Below are 18957 nucleotides of genomic sequence, written 5' to 3' on the forward strand. Positions count from 1 at the left end.
TGAGCCGGTGCGTCGGACGCCGACGCGGATTGGAACTCGCTCAGCCCTTCGTGGCGAGCGCCTCTTTCACGAGCAGGATGGCCCACCCCGTGTCGATGTACCGCGTCGACCCCTTCGACGTGCCCTCCAGGTATCGCTGCCGGTGCACGAGCTCCTCGTCGAGCCGGCGAGGGTCATCGTTCACCTCGGAAAGCGCAGCGAGGACCCACCCGATATCCGTCAGGGATACCGTGCGCTCCTCGAATCCACCGGGCCCGCCGTCGATACGCAGACCACCTCGCTTCGCAGGCCCGACGATCCGGAAGCGCTTTCCTTCCCGCTCGACGACGGCTCCGGCTCCCTTCTCGTGGAGGAGATCCTCGACAAGACGACGAGCCCGCTCCTCGATGGATCGAGGGAGCGTGCGAGAAGCCTCGCGACCTTCCCCGAGTGCCCGAAACGTCGGAAGATCGATTCCCGCACACGCCCAGGCCCCATCGTCCTCCATGAAACGGGCGACGCCTGCATACCGCCATGCCTCGGAACCGTCGGCCCGCGTCAGCACGAACGCCGTTTCGCCGGGCCGCCGCTCGATGCCGGGGAACCGGATCCGATCCGGCGCCACGAGCCTGCCTTTTTCTTCGATGAGCAGGAATAGATGCCCGTCGATCCGGCCGGTTCGCGGAGGCCCCGAGATCCCGAACGCCTCCGCGAGCTTTTCCTCCTCGATGGTCGCTCCGACCTCGGGTCCGAGCGCTTCGGGCTTGACCACCTCCACAAGCATCGCGATGGGCACCATGTGGGCCGTGGCGTCGATGGCAGGAAAGGCATGGTTCTCCGAGCGCAAGACCCACCGCGCGTCATCCTGAACGACGCGCTTGACAAGGTAACTCGCACCGAGCTGAGGATCTTGTACTTCGACCAGCGCGATCTTGCCCTTGATTCCTTCCCGGGACTGCCCCCGTGCAAACCGCATCACGAGCCAGTCTCCATCACGAATGGGCTCCTTGCCGCCGAACATGGAATCGCCCGTCGCGCGTACGGCGAACCAGCCTTCTCCACGCGCCTTCGTCGGCAGCCGGACTTGCTCGCCTTCGGGGGCGAGCGCAATCGGGTTCCGGGCCGCCCCCGCGGCTGCGAGCAGCGTGGGGAACGCGGGGAGCGTGCCCCGAACGGTGCTCGCCGCAGCGCGTGGCTCTTCCGGTTCCACCCAGAGATCACCCTTGGGAGAACGCGAGAAACGAATCCGAAAATTCGTCCCGGGGTGCCCCGCAGCCAGGCCAAACCAGCGCCTCAAAAGATCCGGTAGCTCGTTCCGCTGCGATCCAAGGGGGCGCGCAACATTGCAGAACTGCTGCTGGAACGAGAACTGCCACGTAACTCCGTCCGGCAGTCGCACGTCCTGAAAACCGGAGGGAAGGTCGGGCCATTGCTCGCGGGAGGGGAGCTTCAGGATGGGATCACGCTTGTTCCAGGTGACCTTCGCCGTGAACGAGACACCGGAGACGTAGTCGTTTCGCCGCGCGCGGTACATGGCGAGCCGGTAGTCGACGATCTCACGCACCATGGCCGAAAGTACTTCTTCCGCGCCTGGGGGGCAGGGGATCCGCGAGACGAACCGGTCCCCTTCCAGTGCGAAGAATCGCTTGCCCGGCCCGCTCGTCCAGGCGGCAATCGGGTTGATCCGCCAGTACGCGGCGAACCGGCGCATGTCCGGGTCATGTACATCGGGGAAATCGGTCACGCCTTCCAGATCGCGCAGAAGCTCGGGGGACCGTGCCATGATCATATAGCTTCTTCGCGCGAGCTCGGGAACGGCGAGCCCATCCCGAAGCGCATCGGCCTCGAGCAATGCCTCCAGGGTCACCATCTTGTAGCATTTGCTCATCCGCGTGTCCTCGAGCTCCCGGAGAAACTCCTCGGCCACGTCGAGCACGCGTTTCTCGACCTCGTCGAGATCACCCATGGCGGCGACGAAATGGTAGAATCCCCCATACGCGTCCCGTATCTTCTTAAGGCCGTAGCCCATGCGATACAGCTCGCCAGCGAGGGGCCTTTGCCCCCGGACCTCACGAAGATCGCGATACGCCTGCTCTGCCGGGCTTCCGCCCTGCGGCGGGAGCAACTTTGCCAGAAGCTCCTTGGCTTCGAGCTCGAGGTCGATGATACAGCCAGGGGCCATCCTCGCGGCCTGCTCGTCCTCCAGGAAGTCGCGCAGGCTCGTGGGCTCCGGGCCGAGCGAGATCAGCGTGCGTACCCGCTCCAGGAACACCCGGTGATTGCCCACGAAATCGAGGACGACGAGGCGCGTCTTCCCATCGGTGGAGCGAAGGCCCCGGCCGAGCTGCTGAAGAAAGACGACCGGAGACTCCGTCGGGCGGAGCATCACGACGCGGTCGATGGCCGGAATGTCGATGCCTTCGTTGAAGAGGTCCACGGTGCAGAGCGCGTCGAGCGTCCCATCGACGATCCCCGCAATGGCACCCTCTCGCGACGCCGAGGTCGGACCCGAATGGACGGCGGCCGCGCGAATGCCCTGCGCCACGAGGAACGCGCAAGCATGGTCGGCGTGGCGAATGGAGCAACAGAAGACGAGCGTGCGCTTCCCTGCATGCTCCTGCCAGGCGCGGAACATCCGTTCGATCCGAGCGTCCGTGTCGACGGCTTGCTCCAGCGCCTCGGGATCGAAGCGACGATTGCGGAACGGGATGGCGTTGTAATTCGTATCGTCCTTCAGGCCGAAGTAGGCGAAGGGCACGAGCAGGCCGCGCTGGATCCCCACGCCGATGTCGGCGCGGTAGGCCACGTGGTCATCGAAGAGCCCCGCCACGTCTGCGCCATCGGCTCGTTCCGGGGTGGCTGTGAGTCCAAGGAGAAAGCGTGGCTTCAGCCTATCGATGATGCTCCGGTAACTTGGCGCTGTGCCGTGATGGACTTCGTCGACGATGACGTAGTCGAACCCATCGGTGGCGAGGCGCGCGAGGTGCTCCGGGCGAGAGAGCTTCTGGATGGACGCGAGGACGAGGTCTCCTTCGAGGTCGCCCTTGTCGCCGACGAACCATCCAAAGCGAACGCGTGCATCGCGGAGCTGACGTCGAAAGGTACTTGCTGCTTGCAGGAGCAGCTCTTCTCGGTGAGCGAGAAGAAGAACGCGGGGGCGTTTGCCGTGTACCTCGCCGAAAGCCGCGACATCGAACGCCGCGAGCCATGTCTTGCCGAGGCCCGTCGCCAGGACACAGAGCGCGCGATTGCGCCCGGCGGCACGTGACCGTGCGAGGGCGGCCAGAGCTTCCCGCTGGATGGGGTGCGGCTGGGGCGGCGGCGCCTTCGACTCGTCATCTTCCTCTCCCGGGGGTAGCGTGAAGACAGGCGTCTCTCGGGCCCGCCGTGCATAGTCTGCGACCCAATCGGCCGTGAGCGGAATGGCGGCGGTCCACCACTGCTCGTAAGCATCGACGATGGCCTGATACGCAGCTCGGTCACGGTGACGGTCCACGCGAACGTTCCACTCGACGCCCGTGCGCAGCGCGGCATGCGAAAGATTGCTCGATCCGACGAAAGCTGCGCCGAAGTTAGGGCCCTCGAAACGCCATGACTTGGGGTGGAAGGACCGGACGCCCTCGGGTAAGCGCACCCCTTCGACGATCCGGGCCTCGAAGCATCCGGGGGACGAGCCATCCGCAGTGATGCGTGCCTCCCAGGTGTCCATCCAGTCACGGAGCTTTGCGAGGGCCTCGCTCTGGGTGATGTTGAGGTAATCGCCCGTGATGAGTCGGACGCGGGCGCCGCGCGAGAGGGCGCCGGCGACATGGGCCTCGAGCAAGCTGACGCCGCTCTGCTGAACGAACGCCGCGAGAATGGCGATATCCGTGGCTCGCCGGAAGAGGGGATCGATGTGCCGGAGAAATGGGTCGACCTTGCCGCCACGGGTGAGGGGATCGGGCCGCTGTTCCAGGTAATTGCCTTTGCCTGGGATGACGTGCCGCACGCCGCCGCGGGGATCGTCGACGTCGCCGCGATAACGAGGGATGACGTGCACGTGCATGTGCATGACGGTCTGCCCTGCGGCTTCACCTGCATTGATACCGATGTTGTAGCCGTCCGGGGAGAGCTCCGCGTCGATCTTGCGCTTGACCTCGTCGACGAGCTGGAAGATGGCCGCCTGCTCCTCGGGTGTCGCATCGAACCAGGTCGCGATGAGCCGGCGCGGGATGACGAGGGTGTGACCGGGGCTCACCGGGTAGAGGTCGGGGACCGCGAACGCGAGGGCGTTGCTTGCGAGCCAGGACGACGATGAAATCTCCAGGAACGGGGACACGCAGCGTGAAGAGTAAGCGAACGGGGCAGGTTAGGGCAGAGAATTGCAGAGGAACGAGCGTCTCGCTCGGGTTGGCGCGCGTCTCCGTGCTGGGGTACACGGGGCCGCCCACGAAGTCCTCGGACCCCCGGAGCGTCGTCTGCCCCGCGCGCTCGGGGTCAGCCACACTGTTGCATCGATGGCGCATCCTGGTGGAAGATCGAGGCGATGGCGCGGAAGACGCTCCGGGCAGAGGCAGTCCCCTTCGGCTGGGTGGAGATCTCCGACGCCGCCCTGCAGCGACTCCGTCGCGAGCTGGAGCAGAAGGGGCAAGGGGTGGTGGACGAGATGGGCGTGCTCGCGATCCACACCGGGTACGCGGACCACTTCTTTCCGGGCACCTCGGTGCTCCAGACCCGTGCGCGCTACCTCTTTTTCGTATGCTGGAACTTCCTCTGGCTGGCCCGCCAGCGCGGCATCACGGCGGCGAACCTCGCCAAGCGCAAGGACGAAGCAGATCTTTGGGTGACCCGCAACCTCGTCGCGACCCAGAAACCGGCCGCATCCCCGGGGGGGACCGGACCCGACATGCAGGGCATCATCGGTGTGAACGTGTTTTACGAGAAACCACCGCGACTCCCAGCGCAGCGGGTGGACTTCGTCTACTGGACGGCCCTCCGGCGGTGGGGCTTCTACCGCAGCCGTACCGCGTACGATCGCGCGCAGCTGTTCCGTCGCTGGCGCGGGGCTGCTATCGGTCGGGTTGGCGAGGCCGTGGACGAGGGCCAGGACGACACGATTCGCGCCGAGCGGCTAGCGGAGTTCATGGTTCCGACAGCCCCGACCGATTGGCAAAAAGAAGAGTGCAGCGGGCTCACCTTCGAATTGACTGGTCCGGAGGCTCGCTGGCTGCAAGAGCGGCTCCTTTCGCTCGACGAGGTCGCCGAGGGCCCGCGTCTCCTCGCAAAGGCGGCCGAGCTCTGCGCGCAGACACCACCTCGCATGGACCCCGACGCGCGTCCCTGGGATGATCCGCTCGCCGTGGAAGCGGCAAGAGCCGCCCGGCAATCCGACCGCCTGGAGCGCGCGCGCCAGGCATCGGCGCTCGCGTACTACGTTCGCGCGATTTACGGGGCGCTCGTCGAGTGGGTCGTCGAAGTCACCGCCCGAACACACCGCGATGTTCCGCTCCGCCATTACCGTGATCGGCTCGCTGACCTCGCCGGCAACCGCAGTGTGCGTGACGCATCCCTCGCGATGTCGCTGCCGGACCTTTATACGGACGTGCCGCGGATCCCCAGCCGCTTGCGCCGCGCCCTGGAGCACGTGCAGGGGGGCCTCCGCAGGATCGCGCAGGGCGAGGACGCCGAGGCGGTCTTCATGAACGAAGACACGCACCGCCTGTTCGAGGCTGTCGAGCGCGACCGGAAAGGGGCGCGGGCGCGCCTCACACGCACCGACCAGGGGGCAGCGCGACGGGTGGGATTCGGGCCCGACACCGTCGGCGTGTACGATCTCGACTACCGCTGGGGCCGGGTGCGCTCTCTGCTGTGGGATCTCCACCGGGGCCTCGCACGCCCATGAATCAGCCTACGCTCGGTTTGCTCGAGAAGCTGCGGCCTCCGTCGGGGTTCCGAACGGAAGCTGCGCTCGGCGCTACCTACTCCGCCGACCTCCTGACCTGCATGGCCGTCCTGACGACCCTGGACGGCGGTGAGGGCGAGCGGGTTCAATATGGCCGCGTCGAGGCTTTCCGTGCCCTCGATCGCCTTCGCGACAAGGTCCGCATCTGCCATCAGGCGGGCCGCGTGAGCCGCCGTGACGGCTCGAAATACCCCTCCCTGGCGCTGCTCGACCGGGTGCTCGTGCCCATCCGGGTCCCCGGGCGCGGCTCGTTCCATCCGAAGGTGTGGATCGTACGTCAGGTGGACGGAGAGGGCCACGAGCGGTTTGTCCTCATCGTCAGCTCCCGCAATATCACCACCTCGACCGACTGGGACCTCGGCATTGTCATCGAGGGGATGCTGGGAGGAGCTGGCAAGGCGCTGCCACGGGTCAGGGAATTCGCCCAGCATGCGCTAACACTCGCTGGCGAGCCCGCGCGGATCGAGACGTTCGGCAAGCTGGACGACGTACGGTGGACAGTGACACCGCCTATCAAGGAGATGGCGTTCGACTTCCAGAAGGGGGGCGAGGTGCCACAGCAGCTCCATCCCGCGTGGAGCGGCTTCGACGCGCGACCTTCACGCGTGCTGCTGCTCTCACCGTTCATCGACGCTCGTATGGTCGGCGAGGCTGCGAAGCGCTGGAGCAGCGCGCCGAAGCGGAGGCTCGTCGCGGGCCCAGAGGGGCTCCTGTGCGTCGCGCTCGGGCCCAAGTGCGAGGCGCTCCGGGCGCTCGAGCCGCGCCAGATCGTCGCCGCGCCCGAGGCGCCCGAGCCCGCGGAAGACGAGACCGGCGCCGAAAGTGAGGATGAGATCGAGCATGTGCGCGCCCTCCACGCCAAGGTGATCGCCATCGATGACGGCCGGCGCGGCACGGTCATTCTCGGCAGCAACAACCTGACGGGTCCGGGCTGGTGCGGCGGCAGCACCGAGGCATTCGTGCGCCTCGTCGGGCCGGCGGCGCTCTGCGATCCGTTGTGGGATTGGGCCACCGCGGAGGCGCAAGACTTCGACTTTCCGGCGCCGGGCACGCCGCCACCTGAGCCGCCGATCCTCGAAAAGGTCAAGGACGAACTGCATGCCGTGTCATTCCGGCTGGAGGAGGCCGGCGCGCATGCGCCTTCCCGTCTGGTGATGCTCGATCCCCCGGCGCTCGAGCTCCCGGACGGTATTCGCATGGAAGTCGCGCGTTACACGATGCCGGGCCAGGCGACGCTTTTTCCGACAGGCGCGAGCACCGTGACGCTCCCCGGCTGTACGACCGCGCTGAGGACACGCTTCATTGTCTGTACCCTTCGCCAGGGTGACGAGAAAACGTCCTGGATCGCAGCGGCCGATCTGGAGCCGCCCGTCGACGAGGAGAGGGACCGCGCCCTCGTCGCGCGGCTCCTCGGGGTCCGCGAGTTTCTCGCCTATCTCCAATCCCTCCGCGCCGACGAGGCCATTACGGGGAGCGTCGAGGGCGCGCTCGAGGGCGACGCGCCGGAGGAGACGCAGCAGCACGGGCGCGCGGCGCTCGACGGGGGCGTACACCTCGAGGAGCTTTTACGTCAGCTCGTCAAGGCGCCCGACGCGTTCGATGAGATGGACCGCGCCGTCCAGCGGTACGGCGAGCTGATCAAGCGCGGCCAGATCCCCGAGGACGAGCGCGTGCTGCTCTCTCGGTTCCTCGAAGCCTGGGCAGCCATCCGCGAGGCATTCCGGCCATGACCACGTCACCGTCGTCGCAGAAGGGGCGCAAGCCATTCCAGGAGGCGACCGTGCGCCACGCGGTCGCGCGGCTCCGCGATCCTGCGGGCTCGCGGCGATTCCTCGTCGCCGACGAGGTCGGGCTCGGAAAGACCCTCGTCGCGCAAGGTATTCTCCAGCACCTCGCGACCGGCCCACGACCGCTCAATGTCTTTTACGTCTGCTCGAGCCTCACGATCGCGAACCAGAACCGCGATAGTCTGTTGGAGGTCCTGCCCGAATCCGAGCGCAAAACAGCGTCGGTGAACGTCGATCGGCCGACCCTGCTCCCCTGGACCAACCCGCCGGCGAGCAATCGTTTCACGTTGTGCACGCTCACCCCGGGGACGCTCCCGATCAAGGGCTCCTCGCGCGGGCGTGTAGATGAGCGCGCATCCATCTGGTGCCTCCTCCGCGAGGGGCTTCCGCACGCCGGGGAGAGGGAGCTCGAAGCGCTCGAGGAGAAGCTGAAGCTTGTCCAGGATCCCACATGGAGGACCGCCGTCGATCCACGCTCCAGTGGTCCGATGCTCCAGAGGATGCGCGACCTCGCCGCCCCTTTCCTGACGGAAGTGCGCACGCTGCTACGGTTGCCAGGAGCGAACGATCGCGCGGTCGCAAAGGCGCTTCTGCACCGCTTCGACGACGATCTCTACGGTACGGTTCAGGCGCTACGCAAGCGGCTCGGTCGCCTCGGTCTCCAGAAGTTACGACCCGACCTCGTCATCCTCGACGAGTTCCAGCGCTTCTTCGAGATCCTGGAGCCTTTTCGCGGAACGGCTGACGACGCCACACAGCCGCCCCCTCCGACCGAGGACGAAGCGCCCGCCGACACGGACGAAGACGAGGACGCCAATGGCCTGCTCCGCCTCCTCTTGGACGCGCGAGGGGAGGAGGCTGGCCCGGCGATCCTACTGCTCTCGGCGACCCCCTATCGTCCGCCTGCCGGTGGCATCGATGGCGCGGGGCTCGGCCATTACGAGCAGTTCTTCCGGCTGCTGGAATTCCTTCATGGTGCCCAGGCGAAGATTGAGGTTCCCGCACTTCGCACGCTGTTCCGGCGTTATGGAACGCTCCTCCGCGAAGCGTCTCCCGGGGAAACCGAGGTCCTCCAGCTGCGGGACGATATCCAGGATCGCCTATTTCGCGTGATAGCACGCACCGAGCGCGCTGGCCTCCTCGGCGCCGATGCTCGCTCGACGGCCCCCGAGCGGCGGCCCGTCGGGCTACACGCGGACGACGTACGCATCTATCGTCACCTCTGGGCCTCAGCCAGCGAGGAGGATCAGAGCGCCGTGACGCCCTACTGGAGCTCGATTCCTTATCCACTTCAGATGATGGATCAGGGCTATCTGCTCCAAAAGCGCGCCCGTCCAGCCCCCCTTGTCGCGTCCTCCGAGCGCACGCTACTCCTTCGCGCTCGTCAGGTGCGCCGCTACGAGGATCTCGCGCCGCCGCACCCGCGCATGCGCACCCTGCTCGATGAAGTGGGCGGTCCCTTGCTCGGGCTTCCCTGGCTTCCGCCGTCGTTGCCCTGGTGGCCGCTCGACGGACGCTTCCGCGAAGCCGCGGACCAGGCGAGCCGGACGGGAGGACTTTCGAAAGTCCTGCTCTTTTCACGCTTCCGCGCCGTGCCGCGCGCAGTCGCGTCGCTCCTCAGTTACGAATCCGAGCGGCGCGTGTATGCCGAGGCCCGCGATCGCGGTCGGAGCTACGACTACAACGCGCGCCGCCGGGGCGGTCGCGACGAAGAAGGGACGCCGGAGCCCGATCTCGAGGCGCTCCCGGCCCCGTCGTTCAACTGGCAATCGCGGCAGCGGGAGACCGGCGAGCGCGACCTCGACCACGCGTTGCTCAGCCTCTTCATCCCCGCGCCCCGCCTCGGCGAGATTGGCGACCCGCAGCGGATCGCCGGGTTCGCGCGCGGCGATCTTCGCCGCAGCGACGCCATCGAAGCCGTGCTCGCAGAATTGCAGAGATGCTTGGCAGGGCAGGGGAGCGAGGTGCGGGTCCGGCAGGGCGGTCGCCCCGGCCAGGCCTGGCGCGCGCTGATTTGCCTGGAGAGAAGGCACGAGCCGACGTGGCCGCTCTTTCGTGAGGCACTCGAAGGCTGGGCCGATCAGACGAAGAACCAGGTCGCCAAGGCGGTCGTGCGCACCTGGCTCCGCGAGGCGCAGACCGCGGGCGCGCTGGGGCGGGAGCCGATATCGATCACCGAGAACGATCTCGAGGAGCTCGCGGAGCTCGCGCTCGTGGGGCCCGGCGTGGTGCTTCACCGGGCGTCAAAGCGGGTGTTCGGCAGCGCATGCGACGCCAGGTTGCGCATGCGCCGTTCGGTCGACATCGCGCTCGGCGCCCTGCGCACATACCTCGACGAACCCGAGTTTCACCTCACGCTTGCCGTCCGCGGGCGCGCCACGCTCAACCACCCGGACAACGTGCGCAAGGCCATCTGGCACGGCAACTTCGAGGCCGTGCTCGACGAGTATTTCGCCATCCACGCCGGGCTCGGCGCGCAGCACATCGATCCCGGGCGGGAGCGCAAAGCGCTCGATGCCCTGGAGCAAGCGCTCGCCATTCGTGTCTCGAGCATTCAGGCCAAGAGCCTTGAAGGGACAGATGCCCCGGCGTTCCGGCTGCGCTGCCACGCCGCCATGCCTTTCGGACTCTCGCCGGAAAAGGAGGAGCGGTCCGACGACGACCGCCCGGAGACACGCCCGGATGCCCTCCGTCAGGCATACAATTCGCCCTTTCGTCCCTTCGTGCTGGCGACGACATCCATCGGACAGGAAGGGCTCGACTTCCATGTCTACTGCGATCGCCTGGTGCATTGGGACCTGCCTTCGTCGCCGGTGGACCTCGAGCAGCGTGACGGCCGGATCAATCGTTACGGCGGTCTCGCGATCCGGAAGGTCCTGGCGCGGCCCTACGCCGAGCATGTCGCCCCGATTCCGGTGGAGGGCAGCCCTTGGCTCGCCCTTTCGCGCTCCCTTCCGGAAACGTGCGAGGGCATGGCGCCTTGGTGGGGCACGGAGGGGGCGGTCATCCGCCGGAGCGTCTTCCTCCCGCCGCTCGCCCGACAGGAGGGCGAGCTCGATCGCCTCCTCGCCAGCCTGTCGCATTATCGCCTCGCGCTCGGCCAGTCCGATCCGGAGCAACTTCTCCGGGCGCTCCACCGTCGGCTCGAGGGCGCCGGCACGGAGGAGGCGCGCGCCGCCCTCCATGCCTGGCTGCGGGAAGCGCAGATCGACCTCGCGCCCGTTCGCCGGGGCCCGCCGCCCGAGGAGGGGCCGCTCTCATAGTCCCTGCTTGGTCCAGCCGTATTTCTCCTCCGCCACCTCCACGCAGCGCGCGTAGAGGGCCTTGGTCCGGAGGAAGCTGAGGCGCTCAGCGTCGAGCTGCTCCTTGTATTTCGGATCAGCGACCGCCTCGCGGATCACGTGCCGCACCTTAGACACGCCGAGCGAAAGTAGCTCCTGCGTGAAGTCGGCCTCGACCGTCAACGTGGTCCCGAAACCTTCGAGCCATGCCGTGAGCTTCGCCTGGTTCAGCACGCCCTGCACGAGCAGCGCCCAGAGCAGGTTCTTCGCGCGCGGGACGTACCAGTAGCCCTTGCCGGCCCCATCGATCTCCCGCGCGACCTTGTTCAAGCGGTATTGGATCTTGTAGGCGAGCAGAATACGGCGTGCGTCGGTCTTGAGGTACTTCTCGGCGAAACACGAGCGGTACTGGCTCTCGGATTCGAATACCTCGTTGAGCCGAGACATTCGATCCACCTCGCCCTGTGCCGCGAGGAAGGTCCGCGCCAGGCGCCGTATCTCCATCGCTCGACGATGGCTCGGCTCGAAGCCTTGCTCGAGCAATTCCTCCTCCGAGAGGCTCGCGAAGAGCCTCTCCTGCCGCTCATACAAGAGCCCGTCGAGCTCGTCGCGGAACTTGTCCTGGAACTCGAGCTGGATAGGGTCGCTGGCGCGGAGGTTGACCGGATCGACGGGGTTCTGGCGGTTCGTGTTGATGGTGACGGCCGTAATGAAGGACGGCTGGGCGTGGGTCACAATTTTGGCCAGGACGCGGACCTCCTCCAGTCGGTCTGCTTGCTCGGCGGGTGCCTTAGCAAATTCGGAGCTCTCGACGAACTTCGTCAGGCTCGTGATCGTTTGCGCCCCGTTGAGCACGCGGGGCTCGGTGAGGTGAATGCGGTCGTCGTCGACCTCGAGGTGCTCGGCTGCAATGGTGATCCCGTTGTGATTGAAGATGAACGCCGAAGCGGGGGCCTTGCCCTCCACGACGTCGGCGAGCGCGGCGCGGATCTTGCGATTGATCGGTCCGTCGGGGTCGAGCCCGGCCCGGATGTTGCGCTCGAACAGCCTCTGGCCCATCTCGCGGTACATCCGGTACAGGTCGAGCAGGCGAACGAAGCCGACATGCAGCGCCTCTCCGGCCTCGGTCACGCTCACGATGGAGGACGGCAGCGACAGGTCGTAACGGTGGGTGATGCGGGTATGGCCACCGACGCGTCCTCGCGTCTCGTTGGAGATGAACTGAAACGTGAGGGTGACCTCGCGGCCCGGGAATGAGCGGTCGATGACGTACTTCTTCGCCTCCAGATCTTCGCGGAGCGCGTCGAGCGTGGCGCTCTGGTCAGCGTCGTTCGGGTCGCCGTTGTAGACAAAGTGGATCAGCACTTTGTCGATGACCGACTGATCCTCGTGCAATCGGTTGCGCAGCTCGGCCAGGAGCCGTCCTGGTGCCTCGGGCGCGGGGCAGAAGATCCGCTCCATCCCCTCGCGTGCAAGCCGTCGAAGCGGCTCCTTGAATGCCTGGTGCTGCGCTGCCCACTGGAACTGGAAGAGGTACAGGTTACGACGATGGATGTCGACGTGGAAGGCATTGATGCCCTCGGAGGCTTCCTCGCCGAAGGCGATGTTGCGTGCGACCTGCTCGGACGTTTTCTCGAACTCCCGCGTCAGGTAGAGCAGCGCGAAGTAGTCCTCCCTCGAGCCCCCGTATCGCGACTTGTACTGTGCGTATGCCTGATCCAGCTCGCGCTTCGTGATGCCCATGTCTGCCGATTGCTCCGCCCGTCAGCCTGCGACGTACTCCCCCGCGATCCCAGCATCAATTAGTCCCAGCCACTGCCCTCCGAGGTAACTCGCGAAGCTCGGATCCTCGATCAAGACCCCCACCTCGATGTTCCGCTCCTGTCCTCGCTGCGTGAAATTTGCACTCGACACGAACGCCTTCACGCCGTCGACCACCACGCACTTCGCATGCATGCTGCAATAGGGCGGCCCAGGCTTGAGCGCCCGCTTGTCGTAGTAGACCCGCGGGCGTGGCTCCCCGAAGGGCCAATTCTCGGCCAAAAACTTCCCGAAGCACCGCGCGAGGTGCGCCTCCACGTCGGCGCCGCGCTCGATCTGCGGAACGTCCACGAAGAACCTCGCGCTGACGTTGTGCTGCAGCATGGAACCATGAAGCGGCGCCAGCACCTCCTTTGCGTGGTCGAAGCTGTAGCCGGCCAGGATCACGCTTTCCCGCGCCCCCTCGAACAGCGCGCGCAGCACCACCGCCGTGTCCCGCGCCGTGCCGGCAGGCGCCTCCGGACCCGTCCACACGAGCTCCGGCGTCGGCTTGCGGTCCTCGCGCTCGGCCAGCGCAACGTCGAGCACCGCGAGGCACGCGGCGGTCTTATGGCCGGCAAGGGCGTACTCGATCGCGTCGATCTGGTGGCGTATGCCGAAGCCTACCAGCGACGCCCGATCGATTGGCGCTCGCAAGCGCCCCGACGCGATCGCCTCCCGGAGCTCCGCGAGCACCGTCGTGCTCACGTTCTTCAAGCTCGCGCGGCCGGTCGTCATCACGGGCGCTCTCGGAAGAAGGCCAGCTCGGGGTCATTGCCGATCGTGGGTACGACCAGCGCGCGGTCGAGGAAGCGGTTGAACCACTCGCACGAGCACTCGGCGATGTACAGGCAGCCGTGGCATGCGGCTCCCTCCGTGCGGCGGTCGCTCGACTCCGAGCTCGGGTCGTGCGCGGCGCAGACCGGGTCGTTCGAGCACAGGCGGCCGAGATCCCAGGCCTCACGCAGATGATAGCGGATCCGCCGGCCCTCCTCGACGAGACCACCGAGCGTGCCCTCGCTACCGGTCGTGCCCGTCGTGAGCATCACGGCGGCCATGTTCGGCCCGCCCACCTCGGCCTGCCCGCAATAGATTCGCTCGCGGATGGCGCTGGCCGCGTAGCCGCATTCGAGGCTTACTGCGGTGAGCAAGAGGTGCGAGAGCGAGTGCAGCAAGAAAAACCGCACGCCCGGAAACTCGCCCCGTCCCGTGGCCTCGAAGGCGCGCAGGAGCAGCTCCGCGCGCTTCACGACCGCATCCCGCTTCTCCCACTTGTGGAGCACCTCCTCGTCGAGCTCCACGAAGACGCCCTCGCCGCGGACCTCCGCGGCCGGCAGCCATTTCTCGTTCCCCGTGGGCAGCGTGAGCACCGCGGGCTTCACCTTGCGCGCAGCAAAGTCGTATTCGCCTTGCAGGTTGGCGCCGATCGAATCGAACCGGCTGAAGCTCACCTGCACGCGTACCTCGCGCAGCTCGGGCACGACGACGAGACCCCGAATGCCCGGCGGCAGATCGAGGCGGTGCTTCGGCACGCGGTAGGCGGCGAACTGAACGCCCGGCTCGGGTACGATGCCCTGCTGCTCGAGCGGCGCCGTGACCATTCGGTCATATTCCGCGCTGCGCAAAGGGCGCTCCGACGTCGCGGTCGACGCCTCGTTCTCGGCGCGAATCGCCGCGATCACCTGCTCGGGCGGGGTTTTACCCACGGCGCTGGCCACGTGATCCATCAGCTCCATGATCATCGAGAGCTGCGCGACGGTCGTGACCTTCTGGACGGCCTTCCAGACCTCCTTGTCCCGCAGCCGCAGGCGCAGCGGGTCCGGCTCCGGATCGGGCAGGCGCAGCGCGCTCACGACCTGGGCAAAGTAGGCGTGCGACGCCGTGCGCACGAGCAACTCGACATTCTGGTCGCATTTCTCGTTCGCCGCGCGCCCACCGAGCCAGGGACGGTCGCCATTGCAATGGTAGGGTAACGCCATGGCGCGACTCATGGCGGTGCTGGCGTCGCAGTTGGCGCATCGGACGAAGATGCGCGCGACGTCGCCGAGCGCCTTCTCGATCAGGTAGAGCTCCTGCCGATCGCAAACGCCGCCCTCGCGGTCCATGTGGGCGAACGGAATCCACGGGAAGTCCGAGAGGTGCCCGCGCTTGCACGCGGCCACGAAACGCACGGGCACGGCGCTCGACCACTTGTTCTTCGCGCATTGATGGCGGTAGCGGCCGTTCTTGTTCTCGAACTGCTCCGATGCACGCGCCAGCCGGTGGCAATGCTGGCATACGAACCAGCGGGGGAACTCGAGGGCGCGGACGCCGACACGCGTGTCGGGGTCGCGGGCGTCGCCTTCCGGGGGCATCCGGAAGTAGCCCTCGCGCGCCAGATCGAGGTCCGGGTCGAGCGCCTTGAGGCGGGGGATGAGCGAGCGCCGCAGCCGCGGATCGTCCAGCGTCACATGGCCCTCGCGGCCGTAGCCCCAGTGCTCGAGGCTGCCGATGACGACGGCGCGGTCGACGAGATCGACCATTGCGCCGGGCCCGAACGTCGTGACGAGCTGGCTCTGTCGGAGCTGGCCATCCGGGCGCGCCCCTTTGGCGCCGTCCTTCTTCTTTTTCGGGTCGATCATCCGCCCCTCTCGTCCAGCTGCTTGAACCTGAGCCACACGGGCACGCTCGGCTCGACGTCACGCATCGACGTCGGTACCTGGAAGCAGCGCGCATCGTGGTCGGCGGGCGGGTCGTCGCTCGCCGTGAACAACAAGTGCAGGCCCTCGCTGCCCGCGCGGTCGTTCTTGCTGTACACGCGGCTCGCGGCGCCGGTGCGCGCCTTGTCGACCACGCGCTCCCACGCGTCGAGAAAGCTCCGGCCGCGGGCGCGCACGAGGTTGGCGATGCGCGTCTCGGCGTCATCGTCCGGGAATTTTCGATGGCCGCGAGCCCGTCCCACCATCCATCCGAGCAGCTCCTCGGCGGCAGGTCGCTGCTCGTGGATGTTCATTACGCCCGTTGGGGGCTCCATTGGTGCAATGCCGTGCCGGATCATCGACAGGAGGCTCCCCACGAGGCCGCGGTCCAGCGCCTGTCCACTGAAGGGCGTCACGCTCGTCGCCTCGACCTCGCGGTAGAAGCTCTCGTGGTAGGCGACGAAGCGCTCGTAGTGCGAGCGGTCCCGGGGCCGCATGACGTTCAGGCACGTGACCACGAGGCCCGGATAGGCACGCCCGACGCGACTCGTCGCCTGGATGTATTCGCTGGTCGTCTTCGGCTGGCCCGTGACGACCATCAATCCCAGGCGGTCGACGTCGAGACCGACCGAGATCATGTTCGAGGCGAGCACGACATCGAGCGGCTCCGGGTCGGTCGAGGTGCGACGGGCGGCGAGGCGTCGCTTGGTCTCCTTGACGCGCTCGGTAGGCTCGCGCGAGGTGAGCTCGGCGGGCATCTCGAGCTTGCGATCGGCGGCCCAGGGGTGCGGTCCGATGAAATTCAGCGGTCGCTTTTCCGCCTCGATGTCGTCGATGCGGTTCCGCACCTCGTCCTCGACGAGACGCCGCATGCCCCCGAGCTCGCGCAGGCTGTTGAAGTAGCCGATCAGCGTCATGTACGGATCGGCCGGCTGTTTCGGGTCACCCTTGCGATCGAAATGCTTCTGCGCAGCCGCGAGCAGCACCGCGTACGAGCGCACCGAGACCGCACGAAGCGCGCGGCCGGGAGCGCCGACGCCCACGTAGAGCCGACCGGGCTTATCGTGCTCGATCTGGGAGAAGAAGTTGTCGCCATCGACGATCCCCCGCGGCGGAAAGAGGCTCATCGTTCGCCCGAAGAGCGCCTGGATCTGGTCCCGCGCGCGCCTCACGGTCGCCGTCGAGCAGATCACCTTCGGCGGCCGTGGCGCGCCGTAGGCGGGGCGTTCGCAGAGATAATCGACCGCGGCCTCGTAAAGGCCCACCATCGTGCCGAGCGGGCCGCTGATGAGGTGCAGCTCGTCCTGCACGATGAGCTCGGGGGGCAAGAACCCCTCGGGCAGCGGCCTCGCGCCGAGCTTGAACTCGTGCATCACGCCGTAGGCGCGCTGGTCATCGACGTGCGTCGCGCGGCCGAAGAGCATTCCAGCGTCGCCACGCCAGGGCATCATCGCGAACTTGTCGACCGTCGCGACGAGGAAGCACGGGACCTCCTGGTAGATTTGCTCGTCGACGAAGACCACCGGCAGGCCGAGCCCCGGCACCTTCGCCTCGGTGTAGAGGCACTTCGCGTTGTCGCAATAGACGGCCGCGCGCGCGAAGTTTTTCTTGGTCGGCTTTCCCTCGGCGTCGACGAGCTTGATGTTCTGGATCTTGATCGATTCACCGCACCAGGGGCAGGTCGTGAGCGGGAAGGGTGAATCTGTCCGGCCGGGTGTGTAATCGGAGAGCGCCTGGTGAACGTCCCTTAGGCGGTTCGCGCTCGCGCTCGCGCCGACCCAGAGGCCGATCGTGAAGCGGGCATTGCCGAGCTCTTTGGGGTTGCGCCGCCGGAGCTCCTCGAGCGCGCACATCAGCGTGGCCGCGCGCCCGAGCTGGTCGAGCGTGAGGAGCCGTAACGTGTACCGGAGCAGCACGGCGACGCCGCGCCCCTCGTGCGGCGTCCCCTGACCGCGGATTCGCCTGAGCAGGAGCGTGAATGCAATGAGGCCGAGGTAAGCCTCGGTCTTGCCGCCGCCCGTGGGGAAGTAGATGAGCTCGGCGAGCTTCCGGTCGGGGTGGCTCGCGGAGGCGAGCGAAGGCAGGTTCAAGAGGACGAAGGCGAGCTGAAACGGCCGCCACTCGGGTTGCTTGCCGCCGACGTAGCGAGGATCCTCGCGCGTCTGGTCTGCCTGCAAGGCTGCGACGTGCATCGCCTGGTTTGCGAGTTTGAAGGCGCGGAGCACCTCGGGCTTTTGGCCGAGCAGCGCGATGCCCTCGGCGATGCGCTTTCTGGCCCCGTCCGCCTTGCTCATCAGATCATCACGCGTGCCCTCGAGCGTCGTGCGATCGAGCGGGGCATAGCGCTGCTTGTCGACCCACGCTTCGTAGGCCTCCAGGAGGGGCGAGAGCGCGTTCGCGAGGCCCTTGGCGTCGAGCTTCGCGAGATCGGCCATGCCCAGCGTGGCGTCTGCGATGGGTCGGTGCACGACATTGGGCACCTCGAAGCAGGGGAGCTGCGTCGTGCGCAGGCGCGTGAGCTTGCCATTCTTCACCTTCGGGCGCTCGACGCTCGTGTTATGCCCGACGGCCCACTCCCTCTGGTCGCGGAAGGCGAGCGCGAGCACGCGCTGGTCCTCGTCGCTGCCATCCTCGCCGCGCCGGTTCGGGCGGGAGACGAAGCCGCGCTCGTAGGTGAGCTGCATCCGCACCTGGAAGGCGAATTGCGTGTCGCGGTCCCGCTCCACGGCGGTGCGGTGGTTCACGAGGAAGAGGCTGAGCACGCGCGTGCCGGGATCGAGGCCGTCCATGGTCGTCGTGCGCAGCTCTCCTTTGAGCACGAGGTTGCGCGACCCGGGGACGGGGATGCCGTCCTTGTGCTGCAGGACGCTCGCATCGAGCGGCACCGTCACGGGGACCGGGCCGTAGGGCACCCGCTTCCAGCCGGTCTTCTTCTTGTCGTCGCGGTCGATCGCGACCTCGACCTTGTCGTAATCGGCATACCAGACATCGACCTGAATCGTGTCCCCCACGCCCGGCGGCAAGAACACGGAGAGGCCCATCGATGCGGGGAAGCGGACGGGCCGCTTCGGCTCCGGCTCCTCGGCCCCGGCGTCCTCGGCGGAGCTCTCGCTGCCGGCGGCGAGGCTTCCGTCGGTGGAGTCGCGATCCTCCGGGTCGGGGACACGGCCGCCCTCCGGAGCGAGGAAGCCGGTCAAGTACCAGCGCGAGGGGGCGAGAGGCAGGATCTCCTGGCCGCCCTGCGCGTGTGTGTCGGGGACGAAGGGGCCGACGAGATCGGCTTCGAGGGCATCGACGAGGCGCTTGCGGACGTCGGTTTCGTTCATGGCGGTCCGATCCGAGGCAGGGTAACCGACCTTGTGCCAGACATGTCAACGGCGTTTCCCGCGAGCGCGGCGAACGGGGGCGTCCTGTCCGGAGGACGAGGGCAGGTTGCGCAAGGAACAACGCAGGGAGCCCGTCCGACCCAACGGCGCCCCGTCCGGCACCGC

At 67.2% G+C, this 18957-nt stretch carries 8 protein-coding genes; 3 read left to right on the top strand and 5 right to left on the bottom strand.

Going from position 1 to position 18957, the window contains the following annotated elements; genetic code table 11:
* Nucleotides 1–40 precede the first annotated feature (40 nt).
* On the bottom strand, nt 41–4297 hold the full coding sequence (locus GF068_RS27940; protein ID WP_338046598.1) for a DEAD/DEAH box helicase family protein: 4257 nt from the start codon (nt 4295–4297) through the stop codon (nt 41–43).
* Nucleotides 4298–4504: 207 nt separating this feature from the next.
* Between GF068_RS27940 and GF068_RS27945 the strand changes: the two genes are divergently transcribed.
* From GF068_RS27945 to GF068_RS27955, 3 genes are all read left to right on the top strand, one after another.
* The gene (locus GF068_RS27945) at nt 4505–5860 is read left to right on the top strand and encodes a DUF6361 family protein (protein WP_153822526.1); all 1356 of its coding nucleotides are present in this window, start codon (nt 4505–4507) and stop codon (nt 5858–5860) included.
* The gene (locus GF068_RS27950) at nt 5857–7650 is read left to right on the top strand and encodes a phospholipase D-like domain-containing protein (RefSeq protein ID WP_153822527.1); all 1794 of its coding nucleotides are present in this window, start codon (nt 5857–5859) and stop codon (nt 7648–7650) included. The genes GF068_RS27945 and GF068_RS27950 overlap by 4 nt, the downstream gene beginning before the upstream one ends.
* A 557-nt stretch (nt 7651–8207) precedes the next feature.
* Complete coding sequence (locus tag GF068_RS27955) at nt 8208–10970, top strand: helicase-related protein (protein ID WP_170319723.1); 2763 nt, start codon at nt 8208–8210, stop codon at nt 10968–10970.
* Here GF068_RS27955 and GF068_RS27960 read toward each other — a convergent pair.
* Genes GF068_RS27960 through drmA form a run of 4 tightly spaced genes read right to left on the bottom strand, consistent with a single transcriptional unit; the run spans nt 10965 to nt 18792 of the window.
* Nucleotides 10965–12731, bottom strand: coding sequence for an AIPR family protein (locus tag GF068_RS27960; RefSeq protein WP_153822529.1), 1767 nt, complete (start codon nt 12729–12731; stop codon nt 10965–10967). The genes GF068_RS27955 and GF068_RS27960 overlap by 6 nt on opposite strands.
* 21 nt (nt 12732–12752) lie before the next feature.
* Entirely contained in the window at nt 12753–13526 is a 774-nt protein-coding gene (drmC, locus tag GF068_RS27965) for a DISARM system phospholipase D-like protein DrmC (protein WP_240807472.1), read from the bottom strand.
* The gene (gene drmB / locus GF068_RS27970) at nt 13526–15409 is read right to left on the bottom strand and encodes a DrmB family protein (protein ID WP_153822530.1); all 1884 of its coding nucleotides are present in this window, start codon (nt 15407–15409) and stop codon (nt 13526–13528) included. Before drmB ends, drmC begins: the two co-directional genes overlap by 1 nt.
* Nucleotides 15406–18792 carry a DISARM system helicase DrmA gene (gene drmA / locus GF068_RS27975; RefSeq protein ID WP_153822531.1) on the bottom strand — a complete coding sequence of 1129 codons (3387 nt, stop codon included), beginning with the start codon at nt 18790–18792 and terminating at the stop codon, nt 15406–15408. The genes drmB and drmA overlap by 4 nt, the downstream gene beginning before the upstream one ends.
* Between the last annotated feature and the right edge of the window lie 165 nt (nt 18793–18957).

The sequence above is a fragment of the Polyangium spumosum genome (assembly GCF_009649845.1).
Lineage (GTDB): Bacteria > Myxococcota_A > Polyangia > Polyangiales > Polyangiaceae > Polyangium > Polyangium spumosum.

Coding starts and splice junctions, on each gene's coding strand:
- drmA (WP_153822531.1), bottom strand. CDS start 18,792: ATGAACGAAACCGACGTCCGCAAGCGCCTCGTCGATGCCCTCGAAGCC.
- drmB (WP_153822530.1), bottom strand. CDS start 15,409: ATGATCGACCCGAAAAAGAAGAAGGACGGCGCCAAAGGGGCGCGCCCG.
- GF068_RS27950 (WP_153822527.1), top strand. CDS start 5,857: ATGAATCAGCCTACGCTCGGTTTGCTCGAGAAGCTGCGGCCTCCGTCG.
- GF068_RS27945 (WP_153822526.1), top strand. CDS start 4,505: ATGGCGCGGAAGACGCTCCGGGCAGAGGCAGTCCCCTTCGGCTGGGTG.
- drmC (WP_240807472.1), bottom strand. CDS start 13,526: ATGACGACCGGCCGCGCGAGCTTGAAGAACGTGAGCACGACGGTGCTC.
- GF068_RS27955 (WP_170319723.1), top strand. CDS start 8,208: ATGCGCGACCTCGCCGCCCCTTTCCTGACGGAAGTGCGCACGCTGCTA.
- GF068_RS27960 (WP_153822529.1), bottom strand. CDS start 12,731: ATGGGCATCACGAAGCGCGAGCTGGATCAGGCATACGCACAGTACAAG.